Genomic DNA, 14,854 nt, shown 5'->3' on the forward strand with positions numbered 1-14,854 from the left:
GCCGACATCCCACCCGGCCGTGGCCGAGATCGATAGCGGACATTTGCTCCGCGACGACATAGTCTCTGCCTTTCGGTCGATGCTCGGCGCGGGGGTGGTGGTGGACAGGTTCCAGGAAATGAAGGTGCTGCTGGCGGTGACCGAGGCGGAGAGCTTCGCCGGTGGCGCCAGGCTGCTGGGCCTGTCGCCGCCCGGTGCGACCCGCGCCATCGCCGCCCTGGAGAAGCGCCTCGGCACCCTGCTGCTGGCCCGCAACACCCGCAGCCTGCGCCTGACCGAGGCGGGCCGGCGCTATGTGGAAGACTGCCGGCGCATTCTCCTGGAGCTCGAGGAAGCCGAGGAGCTGGCGTCCGGCAGCAGCCTGCGCATCCGTGGAAACCTGACGGTCACAGCACCGGTGATGTTCGGCGAACTGTTCCTGATTCCGCTGATCACCGAGTACCTCGCCACCCATGGCGAGGTGACGGTCAACGCGCTGCTGGTCGACCGGCTGGTGAACCTGGCCGACGAAGCGGTGGATGTCGCGATCCGCATCGGACAGCTTCCCGAAGGCAGCTTCCATGCCCTCAAGGTGGGCGAGATCCGCCCGGTGATCTGCGCCGCGCCGGCCTTTCTCGATCGCGTCGGGCGGCCCGCCCATCCGCGCGATCTGCAGGGCGCGCAGACGGTCATGTCCTCCGCCAGCACGCTGCTCACCGAGCTGCATTTCGACGGCCCCGAAGGCCCCTCGACGATGGCGCCGCACGCGCGCCTGGTGGTGAGCTCCAACCAGGCGGCGATCAACGCGGCGCGCATGGGCTGGGGCTACACGCAGGTGCTGTCCTATCAGGTCGCGGACGCCGTCGCCAAGGGCGAGCTGGAGATCGTGCTGGCCGCCTTCGGCACGCCGCCGCTGCCGGTGCATGTGCTCTACCAGAGCGGCAAGCAGGTCTCCGCCCGGGTGCGCACCTTCGTCGATCACTGCCATGAGCGCCTGCTGCACGACGCGGCGTTGCAGCGTCTCGGCGCCCCCTGACGCATGAGCCGCTACCGGCAGATGGAAGTCTTCGCCGCGGTCGCGCAGGCGGGCAGCCTCGCGGCGGCGGCGCGCGACCTGGCGCTGTCGCCGGCCACCGTGATGCGCACGCTGGCGGCGCTGGAGGCACGCCTGGGCACCGTCCTGCTCGTGCGCGGCCCTCGGGGCGTCCAGCTGAATGCGGTCGGCGAACGCTTCGCCGCGCAGTGCCGGCTCATCCTCGAGGAAACCGCCGCGGCCGAGCGCTCCGCCGCGGGCCTGCACAGCCACATCGCCGGGCCGCTGACGGTGGCCCTGCCGCTGCTGATGGCGCATCAGCTCTTCATGCCCTTGGCAGTGGCCTACCTCGAGGCCTTTCCCGACGTGCAACTGACGACCTGCGCGCGGGAACGCCCGCCCAAGCTGCTGGAGGAAGGCATCGACGTCGCGCTGGTGGTCGGCCCGTTGCCCGACTCGTCCGGCTTCGCGGTGCCGATCGGCAGGGTCAGGCCGATGATGTGCGCCGCCCCGGCCTACCTGGCGCGCTGGGGACGCCCGGAAAACGCCGAAGACCTGCGGGCTCATCGCACCCTTCTCACCAGCGAAGCGGGCCACGGCGCCGAGTGGCGTCTGCACGACGGCGCCACCACCCGCACGGTGCGCAACGTGCCGGTGCTCACCTGCACCACCCAGCAGGCCGCCATCCGCGCGGCGGTTTCAGGGCTGGGGCTGATCCGCTGCCTGAGCTACGAGGCGCATCAGGAGCTGCAGGCGGGCCTGCTCGAACCGGTGCTGGAACGCTTCGTCGCGCCCGACCTGCCGGCGCAGCTGATCTACCGCGAAGGCCGCAAGGCCTGCGGGCGGGTACGCACCTTCATCGACTTCGCGGTTCCGCGCCTGCGCCTGCATCCGGCGCTGTGCGACTGAGCGGGCACCGTCACTTTATTGCGGAAACTGAAATTATGGATTGCCCGGCGTGGCGATTCTGCTCCAGCGCGTCAGGGCGCAGCATGAACCCAACAGCGCAACGGCCAACCCGGCCGGCGCGATGCGGCCCACCGATGCGGAGTTCCGACATGCCACAGCACCCGATCAAACTGTACCGCCACCCCCTTTCCGGCCACGCCCACCGTGTCGAGCTGATGCTCTCGCTGCTGGAGCTGCCGACCGAACGGGTCTTCGTCGACCTCGCCAAGGGCGCCCACAAGCGGCCCGAATTCCTCGCCCTGAGTCCCTTCGGGCAGATTCCGGTGATCGACGACAACGGCACCGTCCTCAGCGACTCCAACGCCATCCTGGTCTACCTGGCGAAGACCTACGGCGAGGGTCGCTGGCTGTCCGAAGAGCCGGTCGCGGCGGCGCGGGTTCAGCACTGGTTGTCGGTGGCCGCCGGACAGGTAGCGTTCGGCCCGGCGGCGGCGCGCCTGATCACGGTGTTCGGGGCGGCGTTCAACGCCGAGGAAGTCATCAACCGCGCCCACGTGCTGTTCCGCGTGATGGAAACGGAGCTGGCGTCGACGCCGTTCCTCGCCGGCGCCGAGCCCTCCATCGCCGACGTCGCCAACTACAGCTACATCGCCCATGCCCCGGAGGGCAACGTGTCGCTGGAGGCCTACCCGAACCTGCGCGCCTGGCTGGCGAGGGTCGAGGCGCTGCCCGGGTTCGTACCGATGCAGCCGACCGCCGCCGGCCTGCTCGCCGGCTGAACCCGACCACCAGCCGCGCGCGTCGCGACGACCCTTCGAGGAGTGACCGCCATGGAAAACCACCGCACCTCGCCCTGGCACGCCGGCGAACGCGCGCTGCAGCAGAAGATCGGCGTGGCCGAGCGCATGGAAGTCGCCGGGCAGAAGTTCATCCGCGACTACCTGCCTGACCAGCACCGCGACTTCTACCAGCAGTTGCCTTTCCTGGTGGTCGGCGCGGTGGATGGCGAGGGCCGACCCTGGGCGACGCTGCTCGAAGGCGCGGAAGGCTTCGTCACCTCCGCCGATCCGAAGCACCTGGCCCTGGCCATCGAGCCCGACCCGCAGGACCCGGCCAGTTCCGGCCTGCGGGTAGGCGATGCGGTCGGTCTGCTCGGCATCGAACTGCACAGCCGGCGGCGCAACCGCGTCAACGGCGTGATCACCCAGACCTCGGCGGGGCAGTTGGAGATCGCCGTGGAGCACGCGTTCGGCAATTGCCCGCAGTACATCCAGCAACGCACCTACCTGCGCTCCGCCGGCGATCCGGCGGCCGGCGATCCGGCCACCCGCGCGCCGGGCCAGGCGCTCGCCGCGCTGGACGCGGACGCCGCCGAGATGATCGCCAGCGCCGACACCTTCTTCGTCGCCAGCTACGTGACCCACGAAGACGGGAGACGCTCGGTGGACGTCTCCCACCGCGGCGGCCGGCCGGGCTTCGTCAAGGTGGACGGCAATCGCCTGACCATCCCCGACTACGCCGGCAACCTGCACTTCAACACCCTCGGCAACCTGCAGAGCAACCCGCGCGCCGGGCTGCTGTTCGTCGACTTCGCCAGCGGCGACGTGCTGCAGATCAGCGGCCGCACCGAACTGATCCTGGAGAGCCCGCTGATCGTCGCCTTCGAGGGCGCCGAGCGCTTGTGGACCGTCGATGTGGAGCGCGTGGTGCGACGCCCGGCGGCGGTTTCGATCCGCTGGCACTTCGAGGGGTTCGCCCCCACCAGCCTGATGACCGGCACCTGGGCCCACGCCGAGCAGCGCCTGAAACAGCAGGAGCAGCGCAAGCACTGGCATCGCTGGCGCGTGACGCGGATCGAGCAGGAAAGCCCGGACATCCGTTCGCTGTACATCGAGGCACAGGACGGCGTGGCGGTGCCCTTCCTGCCGGGCCAGCACATTCCGGTGCGCCTGACGCTCGACGGCGGGGAGGTGCTGGTCAGGACCTACAGCCTGTCCAGCGCGCCCTCCGACGGCCACCTGCGCATCAGCATCAAGGCCCAGGGCCCCGCCTCGCGCCACCTGCACGAGCGCCTTGGCGTCGGCGACCTGCTGGAAGTCCGCCATCCGCTGGGCAGCTTCACCCTGGACGCCGAGGACGCGCGGCCGGTGGTGCTGCTGGGGGCCGGCGTCGGCATCACGCCGCTGCTGTCCATGGCGCGCGAACTGGTGGAACGGATCGCCCGCCAGCAGCGCGACCAGCCGGTGTACCTGTTCCAGGCCGGCAGGCGCCTGCAGGACCTGCCGTTCCAGGGCGAACTGCTGCACCTGCAACGGCGCGCGGCGGGTCGGCTGCACCTGCTGCGCGCCCTGAGCGATGCCGACGAAAACGCGCGGCTGGGCGTGGACTACGAGATACCGGGCCGGCTGGAGCTGGCGCACCTCCAGGCCAACCTGCCGCTGGACGACTACGACTTCTACCTCTGCGGTCCGGCCCGCTTCACCCAGGACCTCTACGACGGCTTGCGCCGCCTGAACATTCCCGATGCGCGCCTCCACGCCGAGGCGTTCGGCCCCTCGACGCTACGCCGCCAGGGCGACCGGCAACGCGCCACGCCGGTCCAGCCGCCGCCCGCCAATGCGCCGGTGCCGGTGTATTTCTCCGCCTCGGGCAAGGAGGCACGCTGGACGCCGCAGAGCGGCAGCCTGCTGGAGCTGGCGGAAAGCCGCGGGCTGAACCCGGACTTCAGTTGCCGCGGTGGCTCCTGCGGCACCTGCCGGACGCGACGCCTCAGCGGCCAGGTGCACTACCCCAACCCGCCCGCGGAACTGCCGGACGACGACAGCGTGCTGATCTGCTGCGCCGTCCCCGCGCACAGCGAGGACGGCGTCCAGCCGCTGGTCCTGGATCTCTAGAGAGGTATGCCGGCATGACTGCCCGCCCCACTTCGAAAGGCGAACCGCCCCATTACTGGCACGATGCGCGGGACGATCACGCCACCGGGCGTTCGCCGCTGGCCTGCGCGGCATCCGAGCGGGAGGCGAGCTACATGCTGCCGCAACTGCTGTGCTCGCCGGAGTGCGCGTCATTGCCGAGGTCGGCCGACAGGCCGGGCGAGTAGCGGGGTTTCCTCTCCACGACCGGACGGCCGTCGTCGAGACGCTAGGCGTGCGTCGCTCGTTCGCGGGTTGCGACCCAGCAGACCAGCGAGCCCAGGGTCACCAGCAACGTCCCCTGCCAGAATTGCACGGTCAGCGCGGCGCTCAGCCAGGCCGAGGCGAAGGCGGAGGACAGCACCGGCGTGAAGTACGACGCCGTGGAGATCAGCGTCATGTTTCCGCGCAGGATTCCCAGGTTCCACAGCGCATAACCGCTGGCGAGGGCCGAGCTGGCCGCCAGCAGGTGGAAGCCGGCATTCCAGGTGAACGGCGGGAGGCTTTCGCCGCTGAAGGCGTACTTGAACCAGAGCGCCACGGCCGTCATGGCGAAGAACAGCACCACGCCATTCTTGCCTTCGGCAAAGCGCCGGGTGACGTTGCAGTAAAACGCCCAGAGCAGCGCGCCGGTGGCCGCGAGCCCGTAGCTCAGCGGGTTAGAGGCGACATTGGCGGCGATGCCGCGCAGCGAGATGCCGTCGCCGCTGGCGATCCAGAGGATGCCGAACAACGCCATCGCCGAGCCCGGAAGGATAATCCAGCGCGCCCGCTGGCCGTTCATGACGATGGCCAGGAGCACCGTCAGGCAGGGCCACAGGTAATTGACCAGACCGACCTCGATGGCCTGGGTGCCGCTGTTGGCGAATCCCAGGGACAACGAAAAGCACAGCTCGTAGGCGACGAACAGCAGGCTGCCCCACACCAGGTAGCGACGCGGGAACGAACGCAGCCGCGGTCGCCCGACGAACACCAGCAGCAGCGCCGCGCCGAGGGTGTAGAGCAGCGCCGCGCCGCCGATCGGGCCGAGGCTCTGCGCCACGCTGCGGATCAGGCCGGTGGAAGTGCTCCACAGCACCACGGCCATCAGCCCGCAGACCGTCGCGCCGCGCTCGCTGGTTATCGGCATAACGCCACTCTCGATTCCGGAAAAAGCCGCGAGTCTATATGAAGCCTGCCGGCCGTACCGAGGGCGTTCGCGATGCGGCCTGGCGCTGTCCATCCTCTTCGGCGGCCTCGCGTCGCCACGTTCTTCACCTCCGTCGATCGCGCGCCGCGGCGGCGGCAGGCCCCGCCGCGCACGGCGTACAGTTTTTCCCTAGCTAGCGACTACAAAAAACATAATTTCGCGAATCCCCTGCGCTGAACAGAATGAGCCCACTCCCGCCGGCAGCGTCGCTGCGGCGCAACAGCCATGATCCAGACAGAGCAGGCACGTGATGACCGACCTGAACCAAAGCGCTTCCCCGAGCCCGCTCGGCAAGACCGTTGAGAAGATAGACACCCTCGTCGTCGGCGCCGGGCAGGCCGGCGTGGCGATGAGCGAGCACCTGGGCAAGCTCGGCATTGCGCACCTGGTGCTGGAGCGCAGCCGAATCGCCGAAGCCTGGCGCACCGATCGCTGGGATTCGCTGGTGGCCAACGGGCCGGTCTGGCATGACCGCTTCCCCGGCCTGGAATTCGACGACCTGCCGCCCGACGCCTTCGCCTCGAAGGAGCGCATCGCCGCCTACTTCGAAGACTATGCGAAGAAATTCAACGCGCCGATCCGCACCGGCGTGGAAGTGAAGCGGGTGGTCCGCAACGCCGACCGCGCCGGTTTCACCGTCGAAACCTCGGCCGGCGTGATCGAGGCCAATCGCGTGGTCGCCGCCACCGGGCCGTTCCAGAAGCCGGTGATCCCGGCCATCGCGCCGCAGGATGCGTCGATCAACCAGCTGCACTCCGCCGCCTACCGCAACCCGCAGCAATTGCCCGAAGGCGCGGTGCTGGTGGTCGGCGCCGGCTCTTCCGGCGTGCAGATCGCCGACGAGCTGCGCCGCGCCGGGCGCAAGGTCTACCTCTCGGTCGGCCCGCACGACCGTCCGCCACGCAGCTACCGCAACCGCGACTTCGTCTGGTGGCTGGGCGTGCTCGGCCTGTGGGACATGGAAGCCGCGCAGCCGGGCAAGGAGCACGTGACCATCGCCGTCAGCGGCGCCCGCGGCGGCGAGACCATCGACTTCCGCAACCTCGCCCACCAGGGCATCACCCTGGTCGGCCTGACCAAGTCGTTCAGCGATGGCGTGGCCAGCTTCCAGCCGGACCTGGTGGACAACATCGCCCGCGGCGACGAGAACTACCTGTCGCTGCTCGACGCCGCCGACGCCTACATCGCGCGCAACCAGCTCGACCTGCCGGAAGAGCCCGAAGCCCGCGCCAGCTACCCGGACCCGGCGTGCATGACCGACCCCATCCTCGAGCTGGACCTGGCCGCGGCCGGCGTCACCTCGATCATCTGGGCGACCGGCTATTCGGTGGACTTCAGCTGGCTGAAGGTCGACGCGTTCGACGCCAACGGCAAGCCGCGGCACCAGCGCGGCGTGTCCAGCGAGCCCGGCGTCTACTTCGTCGGCCTGCCGTGGCTGTCGCGGCGTGGTTCCACCTTCATCTGGGGTGTCTGGCACGACGCCAAGCACGTCGCCGACCACATCGCCACGCAGCACAAGTACCTCGACTACCGCGATGCCTCGCAACGCCAGGCCGAGCCCGTCGTCGCCGCCGTCCAGAGCGCAGGAGCCCGTTGATGCCTACCCATACCCGCATCCGCATGTTCAACACCAAGGACACCTACCCCAACCAGACCCTGGACAACGACCTCTGCCAGGCCGTCCGCGCCGGCAACACGGTCTACGTGCGCGGCCAGGTCGGCACCGACTTCGAGGGCAACCTGGTCGGCCTCGGCGACCCGCGCGCACAGACCGAGCAGGCGATGAAGAACCTCAAGCAGTTGCTCGAGGAAGCCGGCAGCGACCTCTCCCACATCGTCAAGACCACCACCTACCTGACCGACCCGCGCTACCGCGAGCCGGTCTACCAGGAGGTCGGCAAGTGGCTCAAGGGGGTCTTCCCGATCTCCACCGGCCTGGTGGTCTCGGCCCTCGGCCAGCCGCAGTGGCTGATGGAAATCGACGTGATCGCGGTGATCCCGGACGACTGGCAGGCCGGGGTTCGCCCATGACCTTCTCCATCGTCGGCCGTTGTGCCGAAACCGGCATGCTCGGCATCGCCATCAGTTCGTCGAGCATCGCCGTCGGCGCCCGCTGCCCGTGGCTGCGCGCCGCCGTGGGCGCGGTGTCGACGCAGAACATCACCCTGCCCGCGCTCGGCCCGCAGATTCTCGATCTGCTGGAATCCGGCAGCAGCCCGGCGGCGGCGATGCGCCAGGCGCTGGATAGCAACGGCTACGGCCAGTTCCGCCAGGTGACGGTGATCGACAGCCAGGGCGCCACGGCGCATTTCACCGGCAGCGAGGCGCTCGGGCTGAACCACGCCAGGGCCGGCGAGCAGTGCGTGGCGGCGGGCAACCTGCTGTCCTCGCCAAAGGTGATCGATGCGATGGTCGACGCCTTCGAGCAGGCCGACGGCGGCCTGCCGGATCGCCTGCTGGCGGCGATGCACGCTGCCATGGCCGCCGGCGGCGAAGCCGGGCCGGTGCATTCGGCGGCGCTGTCGGTGGTCGGCGACCTGATCTGGCCGGTGGTCGACCTGCGCGTCGACTGGGCCGACAACGACCCCATCGGTGAGCTGGATAAACTCTGGCGCGCCTACGAACCGCAATTGCACGACTACGTCACCCGCGCCCTCGATCCGACCAAGGCGCCAAGCTACGGCGTGCCCGGCGACGAATGAGCCGGTGCGCGGCGCCGGTGTTTTTGCGATGCGCATGGCGCACCCTACGATGAAGCCTGCCTTGCGTAGGATGGGTTAGCCGCGCAGAGGCGTAAGCCATCGGCCAACCCCGATGGGTATCGCAGGCGCCGGTGTTTTTCGGTGCGCGCGGCGCACCCTACGGTTGGGGTAGGGTGCGCCGTGCGCACCACTTCTTCCCCACCGAGGTCCCCATGCCAGACAGCCGCGCCCAGCTGGAAAAACTGATCGCCTTCGACACCACCAGTCGTGAATCGAACCTGGCGCTGATCGCGTTCGTGCGCGATTACCTGTCCGGTCTCGGCATCGCCAGCGACCTGATCTTCAACGCCGAGCGAACCAAGGCCAACCTGCACGCCCGCCTCGGCCCACCCGGCCCCGGCGGCGTGATGCTGTCCGGCCACAGCGACGTGGTGCCGGTCGACGGTCAGGCCTGGACGCTGCCGGCGTTCCAGCTCAGCGAACGCGACGGCCGCCTGTACGGACGCGGCACGGCGGACATGAAGGGCTTCCTCGCCTGCGTGCTGGCGAGCCTGCCGCGCTTCCTCGAGCAGCCGCTGCGCCTGCCGCTGCACATCGCCATTTCCTACGACGAGGAGATCGGCTGCCTCGGCGTGCGCAGCCTGGTCGAGCAGCTGCGCGCCAGCCCGGACAGGCCGGCGATCTGCCTGATCGGCGAACCCACGGAAATGCGCCCGGTGCTCGGCCACAAGGGCAAACTGGCGATGCGCTGCGAGGTGCACGGCGCGGCCTGCCATTCCGCCTATGCGCCGCAGGGCGTGAATGCCATCGAATACGCCGCGCGGCTGATCGGCCGGCTCGGCGAGATCGGCCAGCGCCTGGCCGAGCCGGCGAAGCACGATTCGCGCTTCGACCCGCCCTACTCCACCGTGCAGACCGGGTTGATCCAGGGCGGCCGGGCGCTGAACATCGTGCCCGCCGAATGCCGCTTCGACTTCGAGGTGCGCGCGCTGCCGGCGGACGACCCGCGGCAGGTCGCCGTCGAACTGCGCGACTATGCCGAGACCCAGTTGCTGCCGCGCATGCGCGCGGTGAGCGAGGCCAGCGACATCCGCTTCAGCGAGCTGTCCAGCTACCCCGGCCTGCTCACCGAGCCGGGCAGCGACGCCGCGCGCCTGCTGGCGCTGCTGTGCGCCAGCGACGAGTTCTCCACCGTGGCCTTCGGCACCGAGGGCGGCCTGTTCGACGAAGCCGGCATCGCCACCGTGGTCTGCGGCCCCGGCAGCATGGAGCAAGGACACAAGCCGGACGAGTTCGTCAGCCTCGATCAACTGGCCCGCTGCGATGCCCTGCTGGCGAGCCTGGCGCGGTGGATGCAGGTCGAACCCTGACCAGGGCCGACTCGCGCCTTCGGCCCGCCGATCATCGACGCGACGAACACCGCCTGTTGCGCACGCTGCAGGCGCGGCGCGTCCACGAGCCAGACAGGGCGCGGCTGAACTAGACTTGCGACTCCCTCCCTTACAATTAGAAGTGGCGCATGAACATTCGTCAGAAGATGATCGCCAGCGGCGTGCTGAGCGTGGCGGTTGCGGCGGGCCTGGGTGCGGTGGGTTTCTGGGGCCAGACCCAGCTCAACGGTGCGCTGGAGCAGAACGAGCTGAGTGTCACCGCGCTGCGCAACCATCTCGAAGGCGACATGATGCACGACGCGCTGCGCGCCGACGTGCTGGCCGCCTTCAGCGTCGAGGCGGGCGACTCGGCCGCCGCCGAGCAGGTACGCAAGGATCTGCGCGAGCATGCCGACTGGTTCAAGCGTGCCATGGACGCCAACGCCGCGTTGCCGCTGCCGACCGACATCCGGCAGGCCATCGCCCAATTGCAGCCGGCCCTCACCGCCTACATCGCCGAAGCCGAACAGATCACCGAAGCGGCCCTGCGCGATGCCCCGTCAGCCAAGGGCGGCATGCCGTCGTTCATGCAGCGTTTCGGCGAACTCGAAACCAGGAACGAGGCGATCAGCAGCCTGATCGAAGAACAGGTGAGCGCAGCCCGCGAGAGTGGCCAGACCGCCGTGCGCAACGCCTCGGTCTATCTGCTCAGCGGGATCGTCCTGGTCAGTCTGCTGCTGGGCCTGATCACCTGGAACCTGATGCGCCGCGTGCTCGGCCCGCTGCAGCAGTCCGTCGAGGCCGCCCGCGCCATCGCCAGCGGCAACCTGCGCGGTCGTATCGACGTCGATCGGCAGGACGAGGCCGGCCATCTGCTGCAGGCGCTGGCCGAGATGCAGGGCAACCTCAGCCGGATGATCAGCAGCATCAACCAGCACAGCGAGCAGCTGCAGCAAACCGCCCGCACGCTCACCGGCACGGCGCAGCGCATTCTGAACGACTCCACCCAGCAGGCGGACAGCGCCACCAGCATGGCCGCGGCCATGGAGCAGATGATCCAGAACATCGCCCAGGTGTCCTCGCACGCCCACGACGCCAAGGGCATTTCCGCCCATTCCGGGCAACTGGCGTACAGCGGTGGGCAGGTGATACTCGGCGTTGTCGACGGCATGAACCGTATCGCCGAGGCGGTCACCTCGTCGTCCGAGACGATCACCGAGCTGGGGCGTTCATCCGAGGAAATCCATTCGATCATCCAGGTCATCAAGAGCATCGCCGAACAGACCAACCTGCTGGCGCTCAACGCCGCGATCGAGGCCGCGCGCGCCGGCGAGGCGGGCCGCGGGTTCGCCGTGGTCGCCGATGAAGTGCGCAACCTGGCGGCCCGCACGGCGCACTCGACGCAGGAAATCACCGACATGATCGGGCGCATTCGCAGCAACACCCACCTGGCGGTGGACAGCATGCAGGCCGGCGTGACCCGGGTGAACGATGGCGTGGCCTTAGCGCACCAGGCCGGCGATTCGATCAATGAAATACGCGATGGCGCGCAACGCGCCGCCCAGGTGGTGGAGGAGATTTCCCACACCATCGGTGAACAGAGCAACGCCAGCAGCGAGGTCGCGCAGCGTGTCGAGCAGATCGCGCAGATGGCTCAGCAAAACGCCCAGGCGGTGAACGAGCTGGCGCACTCGGCGGAGGAACTGGAGCGCGTGGCGCAGGGCATGCGCGACGCCGTCATGCAGTTCCAGGTCTGAGGCGGCGGGCTCAGGCGGACTCGGTTTCCGGCTTCTCGCCCAGCTCCGCCTTGCAGTAATCGACGAACAACTGCGCCGGCTTGGTCAGTTGCGCGCGTTTCAGCCAAGCGGCGACCAGACCGGAGCCGGTGACGTCCTCGGTGATGTTCAGGCACACCACCCGCTGGCCGTCGTAGGTGACGTCGCTGTGCGGGCGGGTGACCAGCACCGAAAAGCCGAAACCCTGGCCGACCATGCCGCGGACCATCTCGATGGAGGGCGAGCTGAAGGCGATGTTCGGGCTCAGCCCCAGCTCCTCGAAGATGCTCACGAAGTAGGTGCGGCTGGGCAGCACGTCGAGCAGGATCATCGGCTCCAGCACCAGGTCGCGCAGCGACACGCGCTCCTGCGCGGCGAAGCGATGGCCTTCGGGCAATAGCGCGTAGGGGCGCTGCGGCGGCATCAGCGGCTCGGTCTCGATGGTGCCGTCGAGGTCGTGCTCGTAGAAGATCGCCAGGTCGAAGCGACCGCCCGTGAGGCCCTGCACCAGCTCCTGCTGCTCGCCGTCGTGCAGGCGGATTTCCACCCCGGGATACAAGGTCCGGAAGCCGGCGATCAGGCGCGGAAGGTACAGCGGCGCCACCGTCTCGAAGCAGCCGATGTCGATCTGCCCGGCCACCACGTCGTTGTCGGCCAGGGCGTTCTGCTCGAATTCGTGGGCCATGCGCAGCAGTTCCTGCGCCTTGCGGTAGAAGCGCGCGCCGCTGGGCGTGAGCGAGACGCCCTGGGCGTGGTGGCGAATGAACAGCTGCACGCCGAAGCTCTCTTCCAGGCCCTTGATCGCGGTGGAGATCGACGGCTGGGCGATGTACAGCTTGCGCGACGCCTCGGCGACGCTGCCGCACTCCACGGTGGTGACGAAATACCTGATCTGACGCAGGGTGTAGGAAGCCACGGATTACCTCGGGGGTGACGATTGCGGCGCTCACCATAACGTGTCGGGGTGCCGCAGAGGCACCGCGCCGCAACAGCATTTTGCTCGCGGGTGAGCAGCTTTTTTCGAGGGTGCGTGCGCGCCGGGTGACGAGGGGCTTTGCAAGATGCTGGCCGCCACCCGCCAGCGGGTGAAGGCGGCGCGACCTTCGCCACCATCCGGCTGCGCACCCGGCACCGAAATGAAGCGCCAGGCAGCCGCCTCGCGCGCCGCCCTCGCCCTCCCGAAAGCCCTAAAAGAACAAACCGGAACCTGCATCGCCGCCTGCGAGCACTCCGCTCCGCCGCGGTGCCATGCGCCGCACCACGAGCGTGCGAGAAGCGCTTTTTCGGTGCGCGCAAAGCCAGCTTTTTCGTATGTCCCGAGCATATTTTTAATATTTTTCCTTGTGTCGCCCTTACGCCACCATCCGCTCACAGCAACGGGAAAAGGGGATGGCGGTGTACGAACTCAGCGACTGGCAGCAACGGGCGCAGCAGCAACGCTTCATCGACCGCGCGATCATCGGCGGTCGCCAGGTCGGCGCGCAGTCGGGGGCCACCTTCGCCTCGATCAATCCGGCCACCGGCGCGCTGCTGGCCAATGTCGCCGCCTGCGATGCCGCCGATGTCGACCTCGCGGTAAGCGCCGCGCGGCGCTCCTTCGAGGCCGGCGTCTGGTCGCAGCGCTCGCCGGCCGAGCGCAAGCAGGTGCTGCTCAAGCTGGCCGAGCTGATCCTCGTTCATCGTGACGAACTGGCGCTGCTCGACTCGCTGAACATGGGCAAGCCGGTGATGGATGCCTGGAACATCGACGTGCCCGGCGCCGCCGGCGTGTTCCGCTGGTACGCCGAAAGCCTCGACAAGCTCTACGACGAAGTCGCGCCGAGCGCGCGCAACGTGCTCGCCACCATCACCCGCGAAGCGCTGGGCGTGGTCGCTGCCGTGGTGCCGTGGAATTTCCCGCTGGACATGGCCGCCTGGAAGCTCGCCCCGGCGCTGGCCGCCGGCAACTCGGTGATCCTCAAGCCGGCCGAGCAATCGCCCTTCTCCGCCCTGCGCCTGGCCGAACTCGCCCTGGAAGCAGGCATCCCGGAAGGCGTGCTCAACGTCGTCACCGGCCTCGGCGAAACCGCCGGCAAGGCGCTGGGCCGGCACATGGACGTCGACTGCCTGGCCTTCACCGGCTCCACCGAAGTGGGCAAGTACTTCATGGGCTACTCGGCGCAATCCAACCTCAAGCAGGTCTGGCTGGAATGCGGCGGCAAGAGTGCCAACCTGGTGTTCGCCGACTGCCAGGACCTGGACCTGGCCGCCGAGAAGGCCGCCTTCGGCATCTTCTTCAACCAGGGCGAAGTCTGCTCGGCCAACTCGCGACTGTTGGTGGAACGCTCGATCCACGACGAATTCGTCGAACGCGTGCTGAGCAAGGCCCGCGACTGGCAACCCGGAGATCCGCTGGACCCGGCCAGCCGCGCCGGCGCCATCGTCGAGCAGCGGCAGACCGCGCGGATCATGGAATTCATCGACAGCGCGAGGAACGAAGGCGCGCATCTTGCGTGTGGCGGAAGGCAGCTGAGTTTCAACGGCTCGGACAACTTCATCGAACCGACCCTGTTCACCGGGGTGACGCCGGACAGCCGCCTGGCCCGCGAGGAAGTGTTCGGCCCGGTGCTGGCGGTGACGCCCTTCGACAGCGAAGAGCAGGCCGTGCAACTGGCCAACGACAGCGTCTACGGCCTCGCCGCCTCGCTGTGGAGCGACGACCTCAACCGCGCCCACCGCGTGGCGCGCCGCCTCAGGGTCGGCACGGTGTCGGTGAACACCGTCGATGCGCTGGACGTCAGCACGCCCTTCGGCGGGGGCAAGCAGTCGGGCTTCGGCCGTGACCTGTCGCTGCACTCGTTCGACAAGTACACCCAACTGAAAACCACCTGGTTCCAACTGCGTCCGTAGGGTGCGCCATGCGCACCGGATGGTGCTCCGGTTGTAGGGTGCGCTGCGCGCACCAGACGAGTCGATCAAATTATTAACGGTGCGCACGACGCACCC

At 68.7% G+C, this 14,854-nt stretch carries 12 protein-coding genes; 10 read left to right on the forward strand and 2 right to left on the reverse strand.

Translation table 11 applies throughout. The annotated features are described in order from the left end of the window. Positions 1 to 118: 118 nt before the first annotated feature. From BLV15_RS10945 to BLV15_RS10960, 4 genes are all read left to right on the forward strand, one after another. A complete protein-coding gene (locus tag BLV15_RS10945) occupies positions 119 to 1,015 on the forward strand; it encodes a LysR family transcriptional regulator (protein ID WP_175534342.1) in 897 nt (298 codons plus the stop codon). A 3-nt stretch (positions 1,016 to 1,018) separates the two neighbouring features. After that, positions 1,019 to 1,921, forward strand: coding sequence for a LysR family transcriptional regulator (locus tag BLV15_RS10950; protein ID WP_090227887.1), 903 nt, complete (start codon positions 1,019 to 1,021; stop codon positions 1,919 to 1,921). 149 nt (positions 1,922 to 2,070) lie between these two features. Beyond that, on the forward strand, positions 2,071 to 2,700 hold the full coding sequence (locus BLV15_RS10955) for a glutathione S-transferase family protein (RefSeq protein WP_090227890.1): 630 nt from the start codon (positions 2,071 to 2,073) through the stop codon (positions 2,698 to 2,700). Positions 2,701 to 2,751: 51 nt separating this feature from the next. After that, positions 2,752 to 4,815 (forward strand): pyridoxamine 5'-phosphate oxidase family protein, encoded by a 2,064-nt coding sequence (locus BLV15_RS10960; protein ID WP_175534343.1) that lies wholly within the window; start codon positions 2,752 to 2,754, stop codon positions 4,813 to 4,815. A 247-nt stretch (positions 4,816 to 5,062) separates the two neighbouring features. Here BLV15_RS10960 and yddG read toward each other — a convergent pair whose 3' ends face one another. After that, a complete protein-coding gene (gene yddG / locus BLV15_RS10965; RefSeq protein ID WP_090227894.1) occupies positions 5,063 to 5,962 on the reverse strand; it encodes an aromatic amino acid DMT transporter YddG in 900 nt (299 codons plus the stop codon). Between the two features lie 310 nt (positions 5,963 to 6,272). Between yddG and BLV15_RS10970 the strand changes: the two genes are divergently transcribed. The 5 genes from BLV15_RS10970 (at position 6,273) to BLV15_RS10990 (ending at position 11,851) form a co-directional block, all read left to right on the forward strand. Beyond that, positions 6,273 to 7,619 (forward strand): flavin-containing monooxygenase, encoded by a 1,347-nt coding sequence (locus tag BLV15_RS10970; RefSeq protein ID WP_090227897.1) that lies wholly within the window; start codon positions 6,273 to 6,275, stop codon positions 7,617 to 7,619. Further along, positions 7,619 to 8,053 (forward strand): RidA family protein, encoded by a 435-nt coding sequence (locus tag BLV15_RS10975; RefSeq protein WP_090227899.1) that lies wholly within the window; start codon positions 7,619 to 7,621, stop codon positions 8,051 to 8,053. Before BLV15_RS10970 ends, BLV15_RS10975 begins: the two co-directional genes overlap by 1 nt. Beyond that, on the forward strand, positions 8,050 to 8,724 hold the full coding sequence (locus tag BLV15_RS10980) for a DUF1028 domain-containing protein (RefSeq protein WP_090227902.1): 675 nt from the start codon (positions 8,050 to 8,052) through the stop codon (positions 8,722 to 8,724). Before BLV15_RS10975 ends, BLV15_RS10980 begins: the two co-directional genes overlap by 4 nt. A gap of 212 nt (positions 8,725 to 8,936) precedes the next feature. Then, positions 8,937 to 10,094 (forward strand): acetylornithine deacetylase, encoded by a 1,158-nt coding sequence (argE, locus tag BLV15_RS10985; protein ID WP_090227905.1) that lies wholly within the window; start codon positions 8,937 to 8,939, stop codon positions 10,092 to 10,094. 149 nt (positions 10,095 to 10,243) lie between these two features. Continuing rightward, positions 10,244 to 11,851, forward strand: a complete 1,608-nt coding sequence (locus tag BLV15_RS10990) for a methyl-accepting chemotaxis protein (protein ID WP_090227907.1) — start codon at positions 10,244 to 10,246, stop codon at positions 11,849 to 11,851. Between the two features lie 10 nt (positions 11,852 to 11,861). Here BLV15_RS10990 and BLV15_RS10995 read toward each other — a convergent pair whose 3' ends face one another. Further along, positions 11,862 to 12,785 (reverse strand): LysR family transcriptional regulator, encoded by a 924-nt coding sequence (locus BLV15_RS10995; protein ID WP_090227910.1) that lies wholly within the window; start codon positions 12,783 to 12,785, stop codon positions 11,862 to 11,864. Positions 12,786 to 13,264: 479 nt separating this feature from the next. Here BLV15_RS10995 and BLV15_RS11000 point away from each other — a divergent pair, with 479 nt between their 5' ends. Beyond that, on the forward strand, positions 13,265 to 14,758 hold the full coding sequence (locus BLV15_RS11000) for an aldehyde dehydrogenase (RefSeq protein WP_090229051.1): 1,494 nt from the start codon (positions 13,265 to 13,267) through the stop codon (positions 14,756 to 14,758). The last annotated feature ends 96 nt before the right edge of the window (positions 14,759 to 14,854 follow it).

The sequence above is a fragment of the Pseudomonas kuykendallii genome (assembly GCF_900106975.1).
Taxonomy (GTDB): Bacteria; Pseudomonadota; Gammaproteobacteria; order Pseudomonadales; family Pseudomonadaceae; genus Pseudomonas_O; species Pseudomonas_O kuykendallii.